Source organism: Pedobacter frigoris, from assembly GCF_032678645.1.
GTDB classification, from domain to species: Bacteria; Bacteroidota; Bacteroidia; order Sphingobacteriales; family Sphingobacteriaceae; genus Pedobacter; species Pedobacter frigoris_A.
In genome coordinates this window covers 231842-248758 of sequence record NZ_JAVTSP010000006.1, presented here as the reverse complement: position 1 = coordinate 248758, position 16917 = coordinate 231842, and the positions used below count along the sequence as shown (strand labels likewise).

Below are 16917 nucleotides of genomic sequence, written 5' to 3'. Positions count from 1 at the left end.
ACTTACATACCTTTACCAAACCAAATGTAGAGTATGAGTCAAAAAGAACTGGACACCACGGACATTAGCATTCTCAATCTGATTCAAAAAGATGCGCGGCTGACCCATAAGGAAATCGCCTACAAAACGAATAAATCTCTATCCGCGACACAAGCTCGTGTCCGAAAGCTGATGGAAAATGGCATCATCAAAAAGTTTGTCACCCTGCTTGACCGTAAACGGGTCGGACGCGGTCTGGCTGTATTTACATTAATTAAAATAAACAATTGCAACCTTGAAGCCTTGGTCGATATTCAGCAAAACACCAATGCATTTGAAGAAGTAATGGAATGTTATCATGTAAGTGGAGAAAATGACTTCATTTTAAAAGTAGTAGTCGGCGATATCGACGACTACAATGATTTCATCATGAAAAAACTTTCTACCTTACCCAACATTGCATCAGTCAAAAGTATGTTTGTTATCGCAGAGTCTAAATATGAAACGTCATTCAAGCTATAACCACTGAGAATCATCATCTTCTTCAACCACCTGCTTGTTGATGCTACCCATTTTATACGCCACAAGAAGTAAAACAACAATTACAAGAAAGATAATTGAATAGATATCGTTTGTACTAAGCATACTCTCTGAGTCTTAAAGCCTCTGGGATTCCTTTCAGTTTACGGATAGCACCTGTACGCAGCTGTCGGACCCTTTCTTTGGAAAGCCCCAGTCTAATCGCAATATCTTCATTTTCCAATGGCGGATAACCTCCCAGGCCAAAAGATAACCTTAAAATCTTTTGCTCTCTGGGACTCAATCTGGACAACAGTATATTAAATTCCAGGCTCAATGCTTCCTTCCTGATCCATTCGCCCGTATGATCTCCGCCTTCCTCAGGCAGGAAGTTCAGCAAAGTATTGCATTCACTATCCCCTGACGGAAGATGATCCTCAAGATATTTGGTACGTGCATTTGACTGTATATATTCAGTCAGCTGGCTTTGCTTTTTGCCGATCGCTTCAGAAAGCTCTTCCAATGTAGGCTCGCGTTCCAGGATTTGCTCCAGCTTCTGCGCCTCTGTATTGATTGCATTCATGCCCAGTTGCTGGTTCATCGGAACCCGAATGATCCTGACCTGCTCATTAATCGCACTCAGCATAGCCTGTCTAACCCACCAAACAGCATAACTGATAAATTTAAAACCCCTTGTTTCATCAAAAAGACGCGCTGCTTTGATCAGACCGAGATTACCTTCGCTAATCAAGTCTCCCATACTCAAACCCAGATGCTGGTATTTTTTTGCACAGGAAACTACAAAACGCAGATTAGCGGAAATAAGTCTGTTTTCGGCAGACCGGTCGCCCTCTCTGATTTTCCTCGCCAGCAAAACCTCTTCTCTGGTGTCTATCATATTGATCTGTCCGATCTCATTTAGGTACCGAAATAAAGAATCTTCAGTCCGGTTGGTAATGGATTTGGTTATCCTCAGGTCACGCATAAAGTTCGGCTTTATTCAATTCTTTCTCAATATCAGAAGCTATTGACGATGAATACTTTAACCTTTCAAAGTCCTGCATCGCGGTTGCCAGTACATTGACACTGCTTAATGGAAGTGCATTATATAATGATGCCCTGAAACCGCCGAAAGTCCTATACCCTTTAATTCCCACCACACCTCGTTCAGCAGCAAAATTCAGGAATTCGCGCTCCAGTGAAGGATCTGTCATTTTAAAAGTAACATTCATACGCGAGCGGTGCGCTACATTGGCGAGACCATAGAACAATGTATTTCTGTCTATTTCTGCGTATAAAGCATTTGCCTTTCTGATGTTCAGCTGTTCCACTCCCTCAACGCCTCCTTTGTCCTTCAGCCAGATCAGGTTCAGCATAGAAACATAAATAGAAAACACAGGTGGTGTATTGTAGAGGCTGTTATTGTCACGGAAAACCCTGTAATCCGACATAGAAGGCAATGCTTTCTCTACCGTTTTCAGCGATGCATTTTTCACAATAATCATCGTCATTCCGGCAGGTCCCATATTTTTTTGAGCACCTGCATAGATCAGATCAAAATCCCTCACATTGATTGGTCTCGAGAAGATATCCGAAGACATGTCACAAAAATGAGGTATACCAAGCTTAGGGAAATTGAAAATCTCCGTTCCTTCTATCGTATTGTTTGACGTGGTATGAATATAGTCAGCGTCATAATCGGTATTGTCGCAATCTGGAATGTAAGCATAGTCTCTATCGCTTGATGATGCCACTATTTGTACATCCCCATAAAACCTCGCTTCTTTAATTGCTTTTTGGGCAAAATATCCGGTATCCAGATAAGCCCCCTTGGTCTTTAAAAAACTTTGAGGAATCATCGAAAACTGGGTACTTGCACCTCCCTGTAAAAACAAAACGGAATAATCATCAGGAACTTTCAGCAGTTCGCGCACCAAAAGCTGTGTTTTAAGTACTACGGATTCAAATTCAGGAGACCTGTGAGAAACCTCAAGAATACTAAGTCCGCTTTGGTTCCAATTGATCACTGCACTGGCAGCCTGTTCCATTACCGATTTTGGCAGGATGCAAGGACCTGCTCCGAAATTATGCACTTGGGGTGTTTCCATTAATTAGGTATATTTGGTTTATTGACGAGTCAAAGTTCTGTGCTTTAATGATTTGAATTTTGACATTAGTGTTTTTCAGGAAATATTCCTGTTTTTACGAGAAGAAACAATGTATTTAACAGTATTTGAACTTTTTAGATGCCTTTTTTAGTATAAAATGCGGTTAAGAGCCTCAAAAAAAGGGTTTTTACGTATTTTTTACACTAAGCGAAAAGGGCGGAAAAACGCGCGGTTAGGATACAAAACTCTGCAATATATTGGCCGTTGGAAAACCTCCGTAGACGTATTATTTTAACCCCATATCCCGAAATTTATTTACTCTGCCTTCGCCCTGAGTTCGTATCATTTGGGGTGATGTTCCGTACCATCTGGGGTGTTGGTTCGATTGCAATCGAACCAACCCTTAAGAAAATGTGTAGAAACCCTTAAGCAGCAGCGAAGACATAGCGATCGGAGCCCTGGAACACACTCAAATTATCCTTCTGAAATAACCTGAATTTAAGAATGAGCAAATTATTTTTAACTTCGTTATTCACGATAATCAGATACAGATGCTGGATTTTTCAAACGCTAGTTTAGATACGGATTCGCTCCCAAAATATGAGGAAGTATCATTAACCCCCTTACACCGCAAGTACTGGAATATTGTTCTGATCAATATCACCATCTTTTTACTGATCATTGGTGCAGGCCTTACCACACTTTTGATTTTGAGTACAGGAGCCAGGACATATATATACGTTATAGTATCAATTTACCTGGTCTTTGCAGCTTTGCTCTTTTTTTTATACCGCTTAAGTATCAAAAAAAGAGGATTTGCATTGCGTGAGAAAGACATCATGTACAGGAATGGCATCATTGCATCATCGACTACCATCATCCCATTTTCCAGAATCCAGCACATCGCACTCGATGAAGGTCTATTCTCCAGAATGTTTGGATTAGGATCTCTGAGAATCTTTACAGCAGGCGGTGCTTCCGGAAGCTTACACATACCAGGCATTGAAATAGAACAGGCGAAAAGCATCAAAGAATTGTTGATGAAACAAATAAATGACGCCGGGTAAATGGAAAACATAGCACAGGATTTCTCTGAACCGAGGAAACAATCGGCTTCAGGTATTGTCGTTTTATTTGCCAATAGCTTTCAAAAAACGATACGGGCTGTTGCGCTTCCGCTGGTATTCGTTGTCATTAAAACGAAAGGTACCGGACATCTTGGACTCATTCTGATCGCTGCATTTGTATTGATCGCTTTGGTATTGGCCATCATCTCCTATCTGCGATACCAAAGATTTACCTTCTTTCTGGATGAAGGAAAACAGGAGTTCATCATCAACGAGGGTATTTTTAATAAAACCACGTTAACCATTCAGCTCAATAAAATCCAGCAGGTAAACATCAATCAGTCATTGATCCAGCAAATGATTGGGGTTTACAGTCTGGACATAGATACAGCGGGCAGCGAAAAAAAAGAAGCAAGCATCAAGGCAATAGATCATGAAACCGCTACGCTTTTAAAACAGAAGCTACTGAGCAGGGAGCCTGACCTGATAGAGGAAACACAGGCCTCCGCCCCTGATGACCAATCAGCGACTCATGCAGCCGCTCCTGTACTGAAATTAAGTACAAATACATTATTTAAAATAGGTATTACTTCCAACTACGGAGCGAGTTTGCTATTGATCTCCGGTTTCATTTTCGGTGCGCTGCAGCTTTTTAAAGATTACACGGATGCTTTTGAGATAGAAAGAGAACAGATCAGTGCGGTAATAACCAAAGGATTTACGTTTGTTTCCTTATGTATTTTACTTGTTTTTGCACTGATTATTATCTTAAGCACCAATATCATCAGGACTTTCTTAAAGTACTTCAATTTTGAAATGGTCAGGCAAAAGCGCTCGCTGGCCATCAGTTCCGGATTATTTACAAAGCACAATACACTCTTAAAACCCAACAAAGTGCAGTTGAGTGCCTTTAGTCAAAACTATTTTCAGAAGAAACTAAACTTGCTGAACATGAAGATCAGGCAGGCATCCTTTGATGAAGCAAGTACTGAAGAGAGTAAAAAGACGGACATAGAAATTCCGGGTTGTAATGTAGCGGAGCGTGATGAGGTGCTAAAAATGATATTGGGACAGGTACCGGAGAAAGGCATCTCTTTAAAACCCAACTATCGCTTCATTTTTCTCCAGTGTATGATCAAAATCGTACTTCCGGTTGCTTTGTTTATCATTACGGGACTTATTCATCAGCCCTATCGCAGCTATTTCTGGGTAATCATACCTTATATACCCTTGGTAGGCACCATGCTGTATTTTGAATTCAAACGCCACAGACTTTATGTGAATGAGCAGTTCATCATCAAGAGAAGCGGAATATGGGATGTGGAACATGAGATCATCGAACCCTTTAAAATACAAGCCATTACAGCCAAACAATATTTCTGGCACAAGAAGGCAGATGTAGGCCACCTAATCGTACATACAGCAGCTGGGATACTTCATTTCAAATATGGAAATTATACCCGGATCCAGCAATTGGTAAACTATTGGACGTATCAGGTAGAGTGTTCGGAAAAAGATTGGATGTAGGCCAATAAAAAGCACAGAATTTCCTAAGTTTGTATTCTAAAAAGATTATACTTTTTCAATAGCTTATTTTTAAACAGCAGGAACGGATTTTGGATTATTTAGCAGGTTTAAACCCCCAACAACGCGCAGCAGTAGAGAACACACAAGGCCCGGCAATGATTGTGGCCGGTGCGGGATCAGGTAAAACACGTGTAATTACCTATAGAGTAGCTCACCTCATTCAAAAAGGTGTGGATCCATTCAATATTCTGGTGCTGACCTTTACCAACAAAGCTTCAAAAGACATGCGTGAGCGTATCATGAAGGTAGTGGGCACCGAGGCTAAAAACATCTGGATGGGTACTTTCCACTCGGTATTTGCTAAGATATTAAGAGTTGAAGCTGAAAAAATCGGCTACCCTTCCAACTTTACCATCTATGATACAGACGATAGTAAAAGTCTGATCAGGTCGATTTTAAAGGAAATGCAGCTGGACGACAAACTGTACAATGCCAATTTTGTGTACAACAGGATGTCATCAGCAAAAAACAACCTGATTTCCTATTCTGAATATATGCAGAGCGCTGAAATTCAAGCTGAGGACATCAGTAATAAACGTCCGCTCATGGGGGCAATTTATGAAACTTATACCAAAAGATGTTTTAAAGCGGGCGCTATGGATTTTGATGATTTGCTGTTCAAAACCAATGTTTTGCTAAAAACACATCCTGATGTGTTGAATAAGTATCAGCAGAAATTTAAGTACCTGATGGTAGATGAGTACCAGGATACTAACTTTTCACAATATACGATTGTAAAAAAACTGGCCGCTGCGTACCAGAACATCTGCGTGGTGGGTGATGATGCACAAAGTATTTATGCCTTCAGGGGTGCAAATATTCAAAACATCCTGAATTTCGAACGTGATTATCCTGAATTACAGGTCTATAAATTGGAGCAAAACTACCGCTCTACTCAAAATATTGTGGAGGTGGCCAACAGCATCATTGCCAACAATAAAAACCAGTTGGAGAAAAATGTATTCTCTGACAATGAATCTGGCGACAGGATTAAAGTTCAGCGTGCTTTTACTGACAATGAAGAAGGTAAGCTGGTAGCTGAGGCGATCGTTCAGGAACGTTCCTCAAAGGGCTACGATTATCAGGACTTCGCAATTTTGTACAGAACAAATGCACAGTCGAGGGCTATGGAGGAGGCTTTGAGAAAGCTGAACGTACCTTATAAAATATATGGCGGACTCTCCTTCTATCAGCGTAAAGAGATCAAAGATCTGATCGCTTATTTTAGACTGACGTTCAATCCTGCTGATGAAGAGGCCGTAAAAAGGGTTATCAATTATCCCCGTCGCGGTTTAGGTGACACTACAGTGGAGAAAATCATTGTAGCTGCTGATAAGCACAACATTACGATGTGGCAGGTGATCTGCAATCCTCAACAATACATTGAGGGCAGGATTGCCAACCAACTGAATGATTTCGCCATGCTGATCCAAAGCTTTGCGGCAGAATCTAAAAAGCTTGATGCTTATGAAACTGCATTATACATAGCGCAGCATTCAGGAATATTAAAAGAATTACATACGGACGATAGCATTGAAGGCCGCAGCCGCTATGAAAATATACAGGAATTGCTAAACGGTATCAAAGAATTTGCTGAACGTGAGGACATTGAAGACCGTAGCCTGGCAATCTTTATGCAGGACATCGCATTGCTGACAAATGATGACCGTGGTGACGACAAGAATAAGGATACAGTTTCGCTGATGACCATCCACTCTTCTAAGGGACTGGAGTTCAAAAACGTATTCATCGTAGGTTTGGAAGAGAATTTATTCCCATCGCAGATGAGCCTGAATTCGCGGACTGATCTGGAAGAAGAACGCCGTTTGTTTTATGTGGCGATTACAAGGGCGGAAAAGAAACTTACGCTAACGTATGCGACATCGCGGTACCGCTGGGGAACGCTGACCAACTGTGAGCCAAGCCGCTTCATCAATGAAATAAACGCAAAATACCTGGAGCTGGAAGTGGTAAAGCCTACGAAGAGCAATTTCGGGGAAGACAGTTTTGACAATGAAAGGAGGAGCTGGACACAGCAAAGGGATAGTTTCAGTAAGCCAAAACCAGCAATGTCATCAGGTTCATCTTCATCAGGCACTGCAAGCGCTGCTGCGCCGCGACCTAAGACCACTTCTTTATTACCAAAAGCGCACGTGCCTACTCCGGGCTTTGCTCCTGACCCGGCAAATGCGTTCCAGAATGGTATGGATGTAGAACACGAGAAGTTTGGGTTTGGTAAAATTGTGAGTTTGGAAGGCACATTACCTGACGTAAAAGCTACTGTATTTTTCCAGGGATTGGGTAACAAGCAGTTATTATTAAAATTTGCTAAATTGCGAATTGTGAAATAAGCCATATATTTGCTATCTCTGTAAAAGCTTTTGGCTTCCTACTTAAGAACTATTATATAAAAACTGGCATTTGCTCGTTATCAATGGATAACAGACAGCCATAGAAATAAAAAACAAGAATGAATTTCGATTATAATACCACAAGAAATGAACTGATATTGGCAGAATATGGCCGCAATGTTCAGAACATGGTGAAATATATCATAGAGTTAGAAGATCGCGAAGAGCGTAATAAATATGCGCAGGCAGTAATTGATCTGATGGGCTTCCTGAACCCACATTTACGTGATGTGGCGGATTTCAAACACAAACTTTGGGATCACCTTCACATTATATCTGGTTATCAGATAGATGTAGACAGTCCATACCCTAAACCTACACCCGAAGCGGCATTGATAAAGCCTGACCATATCGGCTATCCTCAGCAAAAAATCAGGTACAAACACTACGGAAAAACTGTAGAGGTGATGATCGAAAAAGCAAAGGCAGTGGACGAGCCTGAACGTCGTGCTGCAATGGTACAGGGCATCGCCAACTTCATGAAAATGGCTTATGTAACCTGGAATAAAGATAGCGTAGCAGATGAAACCATCTTTAAAAACCTAAGGGAGCTATCCAACGGGGCATTGGAACTGGATGAAAATGTAAACCTCGCCAAAGTTGAATTTAAACCTCAGGTAGTTGCCAGACAAAGTAACAATAACAATCGCGGCAGACAAAACAATAATAAAGGCAGACAAAACAACAACAACAATAACAATAACAATAACCGTCAGCGTAATAACAATCCGAAGCAAAGACACTAAAATTCACCATACTTTTTAACATAGATCCCTTTATTTACCTAATATGAATGCATTTGAAATCATTGGTGGAAAGAAATTAAAAGGAGAAATTCAGCCTCAGGGGGCGAAGAATGAAGCCTTACAAATTATTGCCGCTGTTTTACTGACAGATAAAAAAGTGACGATCAGCAACATCCCTGACATTAAGGATGTAAATAAGCTGATCGAACTCCTTGGCGACATGGGAGTTACTGTTGAGCGCCTGTCAAAAGACACTTATACTTTCGAAGCTAAAAATATCAACCAAAACTTCTTTACTTCAGATGTCTTTAAGGCAAAAGGTGGTGGTTTAAGAGGATCAATTATGATTGTTGGGCCACTTCTCGGCCGCTTTGGTACTGCTGCTATTCCTAAACCGGGTGGTGATAAAATCGGTAGAAGAAGATTGGACACACACTTCCTGGGCTTTGAAAAACTAGGCGCCAAATTTGTGTATGACACTAAAAAAGAGTTCTTTAACGTTGATGCCACCAATTTAAAAGGCGCCTATATCCTTTTAGATGAGGCTTCCGTGACTGGTACTGCCAATATTGTAATGGCAGCTGTACTTGCAAAAGGTACTACAACTATATATAATGCTGCCTGCGAGCCATATTTACAGCAATTGTGTAAAATGCTGAACCGCATGGGTGCAAAAATCTCTGGCATCGGTTCTAACTTATTGACCATTGAAGGTGTGAGCGAACTGGGTGGAACTGAACACAGAATGCTTCCGGATATGATTGAAATCGGTTCTTTCATTGGTTTAGCAGCCATGACAGAGTCAGAAATCACCATTAAGAATGTATGCTACAATGAATTAGGTGTAATTCCTGATGTATTCAGAAAATTAGGGATCAAATTCGAACTGAAGGGTGATGATATCTATATTCCTTCTCAGAAACACTATGTAATTGAGTCATTTATTGATGGTTCCATGCTAACGATTGCTGATTCTCCATGGCCAGGCTTCACACCTGATTTGCTGAGTATCGTATTGGTAGTAGCTACTCAGGCCAGAGGAAATGTGCTTATTCATCAGAAAATGTTTGAAAGCAGGTTGTTCTTTGTAGATAAACTGATCGATATGGGCGCACAGATTATTCTTTGTGATCCACATAGAGCAACTGTAAACGGTATTGATAAAAAATACAAACTAAGAGGAATCAGCATGACCTCTCCTGATATTCGTGCAGGAGTTTCATTATTAATCGCGGCGCTGTCTGCTGAAGGAAAGTCTACGATTTTCAATATTGAGCAGATAGAACGTGGTTATCAGGACATTGACACCCGACTTCGTGCGTTAGGTGCACAGATTAAACGTGTAGATGCCGCTGCACCAAGTCACTAAAAAATTAATTATGCATAAAAAAGGCCTCTTTAAGGAGGCCTTTTTTATGTTTACCAAACTTGCTAAGCCGATATTGCATTAATGATGTCGTATTGCGTGATGATCTCAATCTTACCCGCCTCTGTTTCTACCAACACCGCGCTATTTTCTTTGTTGATCAATGCGGAAATACGATCGATAGAAGTATTGAGGTCGACAAACGGGAAACTTGCTGACATGATTTCTTCCACTTTTGCCGACTTTAAAGAAGGATTTTCCATCAATGCTTTCAGAATATCTCCATCTACCAGCTTTCCGACAACCATTTCTTTTTGAGTAACCGGAATCTGAGAAATATTCAGGCTGTGCATGGTATTTATGGCTTCCAAAAGTGTCTTCTCGCAGTCGATAGTCACAATTTCTGCACTCTCCTTCTTCGAGATAATTGATCTCGCAGTTAGCTTTTCGTCTTTTAAAAATCCTCTTTCCCTCAGCCAGTCCTCATTATACATTTTACCCATATACCTGCTGCCATGATCATGAAAGATGACAACTACAACGTCTTCAGCTTTCAATTGATCTTTCAATTGCAATAGTCCGGCGATTGCTGAACCAGCTGAATTGCCCACAAAGATTCCTTCTTTACGCGCAATATCACGGGTCATCAGCGCCGCATCTTTATCAGTTACCTTTTCAAAAAGGTCGATGATATCGAAATCTACGTTCTTAGGCAGAAAATCTTCTCCTATACCTTCGGTAATGTAAGGGTAAATCTCATTTTTATCCAGTATTCCGGTTTCCTTATACTTCTTAAAAACCGAGCCGTAAGTGTCAATACCCCAAACTTTGATGTTCGGATTTTGCTCCTTCAGGTATTTTCCGGTACCTGATATGGTACCTCCCGTACCCACTCCTACCACCAGATGGGTTATTTTCCCTTCAGTTTGTGCCCAGATTTCAGGTCCAGTCTGCTCATAATGAGCCTGACTATTGGCCAGATTATCATACTGGTTAGGCTTCCAGGAATTTGGCACTTCCCTTTCCAGGCGTGAGGACACAGAATAATAGGAACGAGGGTCTTCCGGTTCAACATTCGTTGGACATACAATTACTTCAGCACCAAAAGCACGTAAAGCATCCACCTTTTCCTTGGATTGTTTATCCGTAGTCGTGAAAATACACTTGTAGCCTTTGATAATTGCAGCCATAGCCAGTCCCATCCCGGTATTTCCCGATGTACCTTCTATGATTGTACCACCCGGTTTCAGTTTACCACTCTTTTCAGCATCCTCAATCATCTTTACAGCCATCCGGTCTTTAATAGAGTTTCCAGGGTTGGTCGTTTCGATTTTTGCCAGCACAGTGGCGGGTATTTCCCTGGTAATATTATTCAATTTTACCAAAGGAGTATTACCTATCGTTTCTAAAATATTGTTGTACCACATGACACAAAAATACAGATTGAAGATTGGTATTTTATTTATTAATATAAAATCAAAATATAATATCAAATAAACCAAAATAACAGCACTATATTTTATTCTACTTAACCAGTAGATTAAAAAACAAACATTATAAGGCGAAAAAGAAAATATTTTAATTGAGTCTGTAAACTTTACCAGGCAAAGCAACCAATATTCCTTGCATTTCCAGGTTCAAAAGGTACATCGCCAGCTTACTTTGAGGGATACCTGATTGTATTGCCAATTCATCTATTCTTGCAGAAGATGTTTTCAGCACCCCAATCACCTTAAGCTCTTCTTCTGATAACCCAAGAGGCAACTGGATCTGTTGTATTTTCTTCGGTGTCGTTTCCTCCCATCCAAGTTGATAAATGAGATCTTTCGTATTGTTGATTAATGCCGCTCTATTTGTCTTGATGAGGAAATTACAACCTTCAGATGAAACGTCTGTCGCCCTGCCCGGAAAAGCGTAAACATCTCTGTTGTAAGAATTTGCTATATCCGCGGTAATGAGCGCACCTCCTTTTGCCGTTGCCTCTACTAAAATGGTTGCATCAGATATGCCGGCGATTATACGGTTACGCTGAGGAAAATTCTCTTTATCGGGAATGGTCTTCAATGGGAACTCTGTTAAAAGTCCCCCATTCAGCACCATTTTTTGAGCTACTGGTTGATGTAAGGGCGGATAAATTCTATCCAAACCATGCGCTAAAACGCCTATGGTCGGTATATCGTTGGCCAGACTTTCCTTATGTGCAGCGATATCGATCCCAAATGCAAGACCACTTACGATGATTACATTATAAGAGGCCAGTGCTTCAGCTAACTGCCTGCACAGTTGTCGCCCATACTCCGTAGCCCTTCTGGTTCCTACCACACTGATTATCCTCGGATGATTCAGATCTATAGTACCTTTATAATACAGCAATATCGGTGCATCAAAGCAATTGCGTAATCGCTTTGGATAGTCATCGTCAGTAAAGAATAAGACTTTGACCTGGTGCTGTTCGATAAATCTAAGCTGTTTCTCTGCTTCCGGTAAAGCATTGTTATTCAAAATATGGCTGGCAGTTTGAGGGCCAATGCCGGGTACCTGGATCAATTCGTGCCTTTTTGCTTTAAAAATAGCTTCTGCTGAACCAAAATGACCAAGCAGATTTTTTGCTGTTACGTGCCCTACTTCCGGGATGAAAGTCAGTGCAATGTTGTGGATTAAACTCATTGGCAAAATTATAAAATAAGACCAGACACAACCAACAAACTATTTTAAATAGCTAATATACAGTGATTTAAAATTAAACTACAAAAATAGTTTGTAAACTATAAAAATAGTAGTAGCTTTAAATAACATTAAATATTTGATTCGATGATGAGAGAACTAACAAAAGCGGAAGAGCAGGTTATGCTGATTTTATGGGAAATAAAAGAAGGACTAGTGAAGGAAGTAATCGAGAAAATGATGCCTCCAAAGCCTGCCTATAACACCGTATCTACCGTAATCAGGGTACTGGAAAGCAAAGGATTCGTTGACCATAAAGCGGTAGGGAATACACATATCTACTTCCCATTGATCTCTGAAGAGCAGTACAAGCATTTTGCTTTTGATAAAGTAATGAACAATTACTTTGAAAACTCCTACCAAAGTTTGGTTTCTTTTCTCGTAAAGGAAAAAAACATAGACATGGATGAGCTGGATGAATTGATCCAGATGGCTGAAAAACTTAAAAACAAGAGATGATGAACTGGCTATATTATTTACTGGAAGCTAACCTGTATCTGGCTGTATTCTACGGGTTTTACCGATTGTTTCTGCACAAAGAAACTTTCTATACCCTGAACAGGTATTACTTGCTTGGTGCAACGTTATTTGCATTTACATTGCCCTTGCTGCAGGTTGGGTACCTGAACGAAATGTTAAATCATACCAGCGGCAGACAACTGGTTGACGGCAGTCCGGAAATAAATAAGACCAGCGGGAATTATCTTTTCAACCTCAATCAAATGATAGTGGGCAGCTACCTGCTTATGTCATTCGGCTTCCTGGCCCGGCTGGCTTACAATTTATATCGCGTGATCTCAATTGCCGCTGCTGCGAAAAAACAAAAGCACGGCAATATCATCCTTATAGATTTAAATAACTCAGCAACAGCATTTTCATTCTTTAATATGCTGTTCATCAATCCTTCAATTAAGGAGAAGAATACCATTCTAAAGCATGAAATGGTTCATATTTCACAAAACCATAGTTTAGACATCCTCTTTTTCGAGTTCATTCAAATCCTAAATTGGTTTAACCCAATTACCTGGATGATCAAAAAGGACATCAAGTTACTACACGAGTACATTGCTGATGACATTACAACGGGCTCAGATATTCCAAAACACGATTATGCGATGTTTTTAATCCAGAATTCCTTTGGAAATATTCCGAGCCAACTTACCAATCAAATATTCAATCAATCAATATTAAAAAGGAGAATCAACATGTTAAACCAAAAAAAATCAGCGGGGAGAGCCAGACTCAAGCTGCTGCTGACAGTCCCCATCGCCGGGGCGATGCTCTGCGCATCCACACTAGCATTTAGTAAAGATTATGCATTAGTAGACCTGTATCCGGAGAAATACAGAGCTGATTATGCAATGAATCAGGAACCTAAAAAAACAAAAAAAATAAGCACAGCTAAAAAGGAGCAGGTGCCACCGCCGCCGCCAGTAGCGCCACCGCCGCCAAAACAGGAACAGGTTAAGTTTCCACCGCCGATTGTAAAACCTGATGTGGCAAAACCAAAGGCCAAAAAATCAGTCAGACGCGAACAGGTAAAATTCCCGCCACCAATAGTAAAACCTGATGTGGTTAATGGTGAAGTACCGCCACCGCCGCCGGTACAACCACCGCCACCGAAAGTAGATCAGGTGAAATTTCCTCCACCGGTAGTGAAAAAAGACCAGGTTAAATTTACACCGCCGAGGCCAAAAAAAGTAGAAGTAGTAAGCAACGAAGCAGTGTATGACGTACCACCACCGCCGCCAGCACAACCGAAATCTCAAACAAAGAAAACAGAGTAATTGGAGGCCAGGTCTGTAATGAACTATGTATTACAGACCTGGCTTTTTAATTTCATTAAGGCATAAAATGATAACAAGATTTAAAATCAGATTAACGATCAATACCATACTGATCATTTCATGCGGATTTTTTAAGCTATACGGCCAAAGCTCTAAACTGGGCGCTCCGGTTGTTCCGGCAAAAAAAATCCTGGAAGACACGATGAACTGGTTGTATTACGATAGGGATCACTTACGGTTAAGCGATGAATTTATTGCTTATAACCAATTTTCTAAACCGATTAGCAAGGCTGAATTTCTAAAGCAAACAGCTAGCGGGGGGTATCTTCCTTTAAAATTGACGACCAGCCCTTCCTCGCTTGCTTACCAGCTATATAAAATGCCTGCGGGAACAGATCAATATACAATAGCCGTAATTCAGGATTACTGTAAGACCATTTATGAACACTACAAAAAAGAAAGAAAAAAGCTACCTGGATTTAATTTTACAGATATAAACGGAAAAAAGTACAATGAAATAACGACTAAAAATAAGATAGTTGTATTTAAATTCTGGTTTGTGAGTTGCCTGCCCTGCAGACAGGAAATGCCCGAACTAAACCGATGGGTAGCTAAATATAAAGACCGCAAAGACATACTTTTTGTAAGTCTTGCTTTTGATGATAAAAAAGACCTGAACAATTTTCTCAAAAAAACAAAATTCGACTATGCTGTTGTAGCCAATCAGGAAAATTACCTCAGTAAGGTGTTGGGAATTCGTCAGTATCCAACGCACCTAATCATAAACAAAAAAGGTCTGGTAGCCAAAGCTGGCGATGCAAATGTCATCCTGAAAGAATTGACCAAAGAAGCAGCTCAATAATCCCGCTTTTATTGCGGGATATAAACAACGTATTTAGTATCAAAAAACTCTTCATTAAAATAGGCTGAAAGCGGATACAATTCTGCTTTCAGTCTTGATTCAGCAATTTCCTCTGCCAAATCACCACCTTTTAAATAAAGTATTCCGTTTGGAATCGCATTCTTGGAGTCTTTATTGAACTTTCCTTTTACCCATGGATAAAAATCAATCAGACGCGTAACTGCCCTGGAAACTACAAAATCATACTTATCTGTCACCTGCTCTGCTCTCAAATGACTTGCTTTCAGATTCTGAAGACCTAAAGCAGCAGAAACTTCGGTAACAACCTTGATCTTCTTTCCAATAGAATCTACCAGATGAAACTGTGTTTCCGGAAATAAAATCGCCAGGGGAACTCCGGGAAACCCTCCGCCAGTACCAACATCAAGCACCTTTTCACCAGGTTTAAAAGTACAAAACTTCGCAATTCCCAATGAATGAAGGATATGGCGTTCATAAAGTTCATCAATGTCTTTTCTCGATATCACATTGATCTGGGCGTTCCAGAAACTGTATAAATCATACAACTGATCAAACTGGGCAATCTGCTTGTCAGTTAGCTCCTTGAAATACTTTTGTATTAATGTCGACTTTATTTCCACGTTACTTTTTTAACAAATATAGATACAATGGCATTAAACACCAGAAAAATGAACAACAGCACATCCAGAAGCGGAAACCAAATGCTCAATCTACCATAATTAAGCCGTTTCAGCAATCTCGGATAAATAAAGCACCTGATGATGATACTCAAACCAAGAATACCCAATGCGATATACATAGCAGGCTTGAAAAACATCAACGCCACGAAAAATGCGTAAAACAGGAATTGAAATATAATCTGCAAAGACAGGATGAATTTATGCTTGCCTTTATATAATTTACCCGCTCCAAAATGCCTCTTTTTCTGCCTTAAGTAAGCACTAAAGCTGGTATTAGGCTCACTCCATACGTGCGTATCTTTATGTATACAGATCTCTGTATTGTTTTTATGTGCATGGGCATTTACAAATAAATCATCATCGCCGGAGGGGATGTGCATGTGTGCAGCAAAACCTTTGTTTTTAAAAAAAAGCGACTTTTTATAAGCCATATTACGTCCGACGCCCATATAAGGCATTCCTTTTATAGCGAAAGCGAGGTAGTTAACAGCTGTAAAAAAGGTTTCAAAACGGATCAAAGCATTCAGAACTCCCTTTTTTTTCAGGTAAGGTGAGTATCCCAGCAAAATTTCAGTCTTTTCATCAGCAGGCTGCTGCATACCCAAAAGCCAGTTTGGAGATGCCGGCACACAATCTGCATCGGTAAACACCAACCATTCATACGCTGCTGCTTTAATACCCATGGTCACCGCAAACTTCTTTCCTGCAATGAACTTCTCTCCTTCAGCAATCGTAACTATTTTAAGGCGTTTATACTGTTTGGAAAATTCCTCCAGAAGATCCCTTGTCCCATCCCATGAGCGGTCATTCACAACAACTACCTCAAAATCAGGATAATTCTGCTCCAAAACCACGGGAAGATATTGCCTCAGGTTCTCCACTTCGTTACGCGCGCAGATGATGACGCTCAGCGGTTTCCTGCCGGACTCAGCTATAGGGTTGATTTTGATCAGCGCTAATTTTAAGTGTACGAAAAGGCTAAAGTATAACTGTATTAAAAAACAAAAGATTAAAGCGCCGAGCAGGCAGCTCTCTATTAAGGTTAATTCCACGATGTATT

At 40.5% G+C, this 16917-nt stretch carries 15 protein-coding genes; 9 read left to right on the top strand and 6 right to left on the bottom strand.

The genetic code is table 11. The annotated features are described in order from the left end of the window. Nucleotides 1-33: 33 nt before the first annotated feature. Entirely contained in the window at nucleotides 34-501 is a 468-nt protein-coding gene (locus R2Q78_RS18525) for an Lrp/AsnC family transcriptional regulator (RefSeq protein WP_316794039.1), read from the top strand. 115 nt (nucleotides 502-616) lie between these two features. Here the strand turns inward: R2Q78_RS18525 and R2Q78_RS18520 are convergent, their stop codons facing one another. Together R2Q78_RS18520 and serC are read right to left on the bottom strand one after the other, a co-directional pair. Then, nucleotides 617-1483 (bottom strand): RNA polymerase sigma factor RpoD/SigA, encoded by an 867-nt coding sequence (locus R2Q78_RS18520; protein WP_316794038.1) that lies wholly within the window; start codon nucleotides 1481-1483, stop codon nucleotides 617-619. Then, a complete protein-coding gene (serC, locus tag R2Q78_RS18515; protein ID WP_316794037.1) occupies nucleotides 1476-2606 on the bottom strand; it encodes a 3-phosphoserine/phosphohydroxythreonine transaminase in 1131 nt (376 codons plus the stop codon). The genes R2Q78_RS18520 and serC overlap by 8 nt, the downstream gene beginning before the upstream one ends. A gap of 551 nt (nucleotides 2607-3157) precedes the next feature. Here serC and R2Q78_RS18510 point away from each other — a divergent pair. From R2Q78_RS18510 to murA, 5 genes are all read left to right on the top strand, one after another. Further along, the gene (locus tag R2Q78_RS18510) at nucleotides 3158-3673 is read left to right on the top strand and encodes a PH domain-containing protein (RefSeq protein ID WP_316794036.1); all 516 of its coding nucleotides are present in this window, start codon (nucleotides 3158-3160) and stop codon (nucleotides 3671-3673) included. Further along, on the top strand, nucleotides 3674-5200 hold the full coding sequence (locus R2Q78_RS18505; RefSeq protein ID WP_316794035.1) for a PH domain-containing protein: 1527 nt from the start codon (nucleotides 3674-3676) through the stop codon (nucleotides 5198-5200). A gap of 89 nt (nucleotides 5201-5289) precedes the next feature. Continuing rightward, nucleotides 5290-7611, top strand: a complete 2322-nt coding sequence (locus R2Q78_RS18500; protein ID WP_316794034.1) for an ATP-dependent helicase — start codon at nucleotides 5290-5292, stop codon at nucleotides 7609-7611. A 119-nt stretch (nucleotides 7612-7730) separates the two neighbouring features. After that, complete coding sequence (locus R2Q78_RS18495; protein ID WP_316794033.1) at nucleotides 7731-8417, top strand: DUF4290 domain-containing protein; 687 nt, start codon at nucleotides 7731-7733, stop codon at nucleotides 8415-8417. A gap of 43 nt (nucleotides 8418-8460) precedes the next feature. After that, nucleotides 8461-9786 (top strand): UDP-N-acetylglucosamine 1-carboxyvinyltransferase, encoded by a 1326-nt coding sequence (gene murA / locus R2Q78_RS18490; RefSeq protein WP_316794032.1) that lies wholly within the window; start codon nucleotides 8461-8463, stop codon nucleotides 9784-9786. A 62-nt stretch (nucleotides 9787-9848) separates the two neighbouring features. On the opposite strand, the gene R2Q78_RS18485 is transcribed toward murA, so the two are convergent. After that, nucleotides 9849-11210 carry a pyridoxal-phosphate dependent enzyme gene (locus tag R2Q78_RS18485; RefSeq protein WP_316794031.1) on the bottom strand — a complete coding sequence of 454 codons (1362 nt, stop codon included), beginning with the start codon at nucleotides 11208-11210 and terminating at the stop codon, nucleotides 9849-9851. Nucleotides 11211-11361: 151 nt separating this feature from the next. Beyond that, complete coding sequence (gene dprA, locus R2Q78_RS18480; RefSeq protein ID WP_316794030.1) at nucleotides 11362-12450, bottom strand: DNA-processing protein DprA; 1089 nt, start codon at nucleotides 12448-12450, stop codon at nucleotides 11362-11364. Nucleotides 12451-12594: 144 nt separating this feature from the next. On the opposite strand from dprA, the gene R2Q78_RS18475 reads away from it, so the two are divergent. From R2Q78_RS18475 to R2Q78_RS18465, 3 genes are all read left to right on the top strand, one after another. Beyond that, on the top strand, nucleotides 12595-12966 hold the full coding sequence (locus R2Q78_RS18475) for a BlaI/MecI/CopY family transcriptional regulator (protein ID WP_316794029.1): 372 nt from the start codon (nucleotides 12595-12597) through the stop codon (nucleotides 12964-12966). Continuing rightward, on the top strand, nucleotides 12963-14294 hold the full coding sequence (locus R2Q78_RS18470; RefSeq protein WP_316794028.1) for a M56 family metallopeptidase: 1332 nt from the start codon (nucleotides 12963-12965) through the stop codon (nucleotides 14292-14294). The genes R2Q78_RS18475 and R2Q78_RS18470 overlap by 4 nt, the downstream gene beginning before the upstream one ends. A 67-nt stretch (nucleotides 14295-14361) precedes the next feature. Further along, nucleotides 14362-15156 (top strand): TlpA disulfide reductase family protein, encoded by a 795-nt coding sequence (locus tag R2Q78_RS18465; RefSeq protein ID WP_316794027.1) that lies wholly within the window; start codon nucleotides 14362-14364, stop codon nucleotides 15154-15156. 8 nt (nucleotides 15157-15164) lie between these two features. Here R2Q78_RS18465 and rsmG read toward each other — a convergent pair whose 3' ends face one another. Together rsmG and R2Q78_RS18455 are read right to left on the bottom strand one after the other, a co-directional pair. After that, the gene (gene rsmG, locus R2Q78_RS18460) at nucleotides 15165-15797 is read right to left on the bottom strand and encodes a 16S rRNA (guanine(527)-N(7))-methyltransferase RsmG (RefSeq protein WP_316794026.1); all 633 of its coding nucleotides are present in this window, start codon (nucleotides 15795-15797) and stop codon (nucleotides 15165-15167) included. Further along, nucleotides 15788-16909, bottom strand: coding sequence for a glycosyltransferase (locus R2Q78_RS18455; protein WP_316794025.1), 1122 nt, complete (start codon nucleotides 16907-16909; stop codon nucleotides 15788-15790). Before R2Q78_RS18455 ends, rsmG begins: the two co-directional genes overlap by 10 nt. Nucleotides 16910-16917 lie beyond the last annotated feature (8 nt).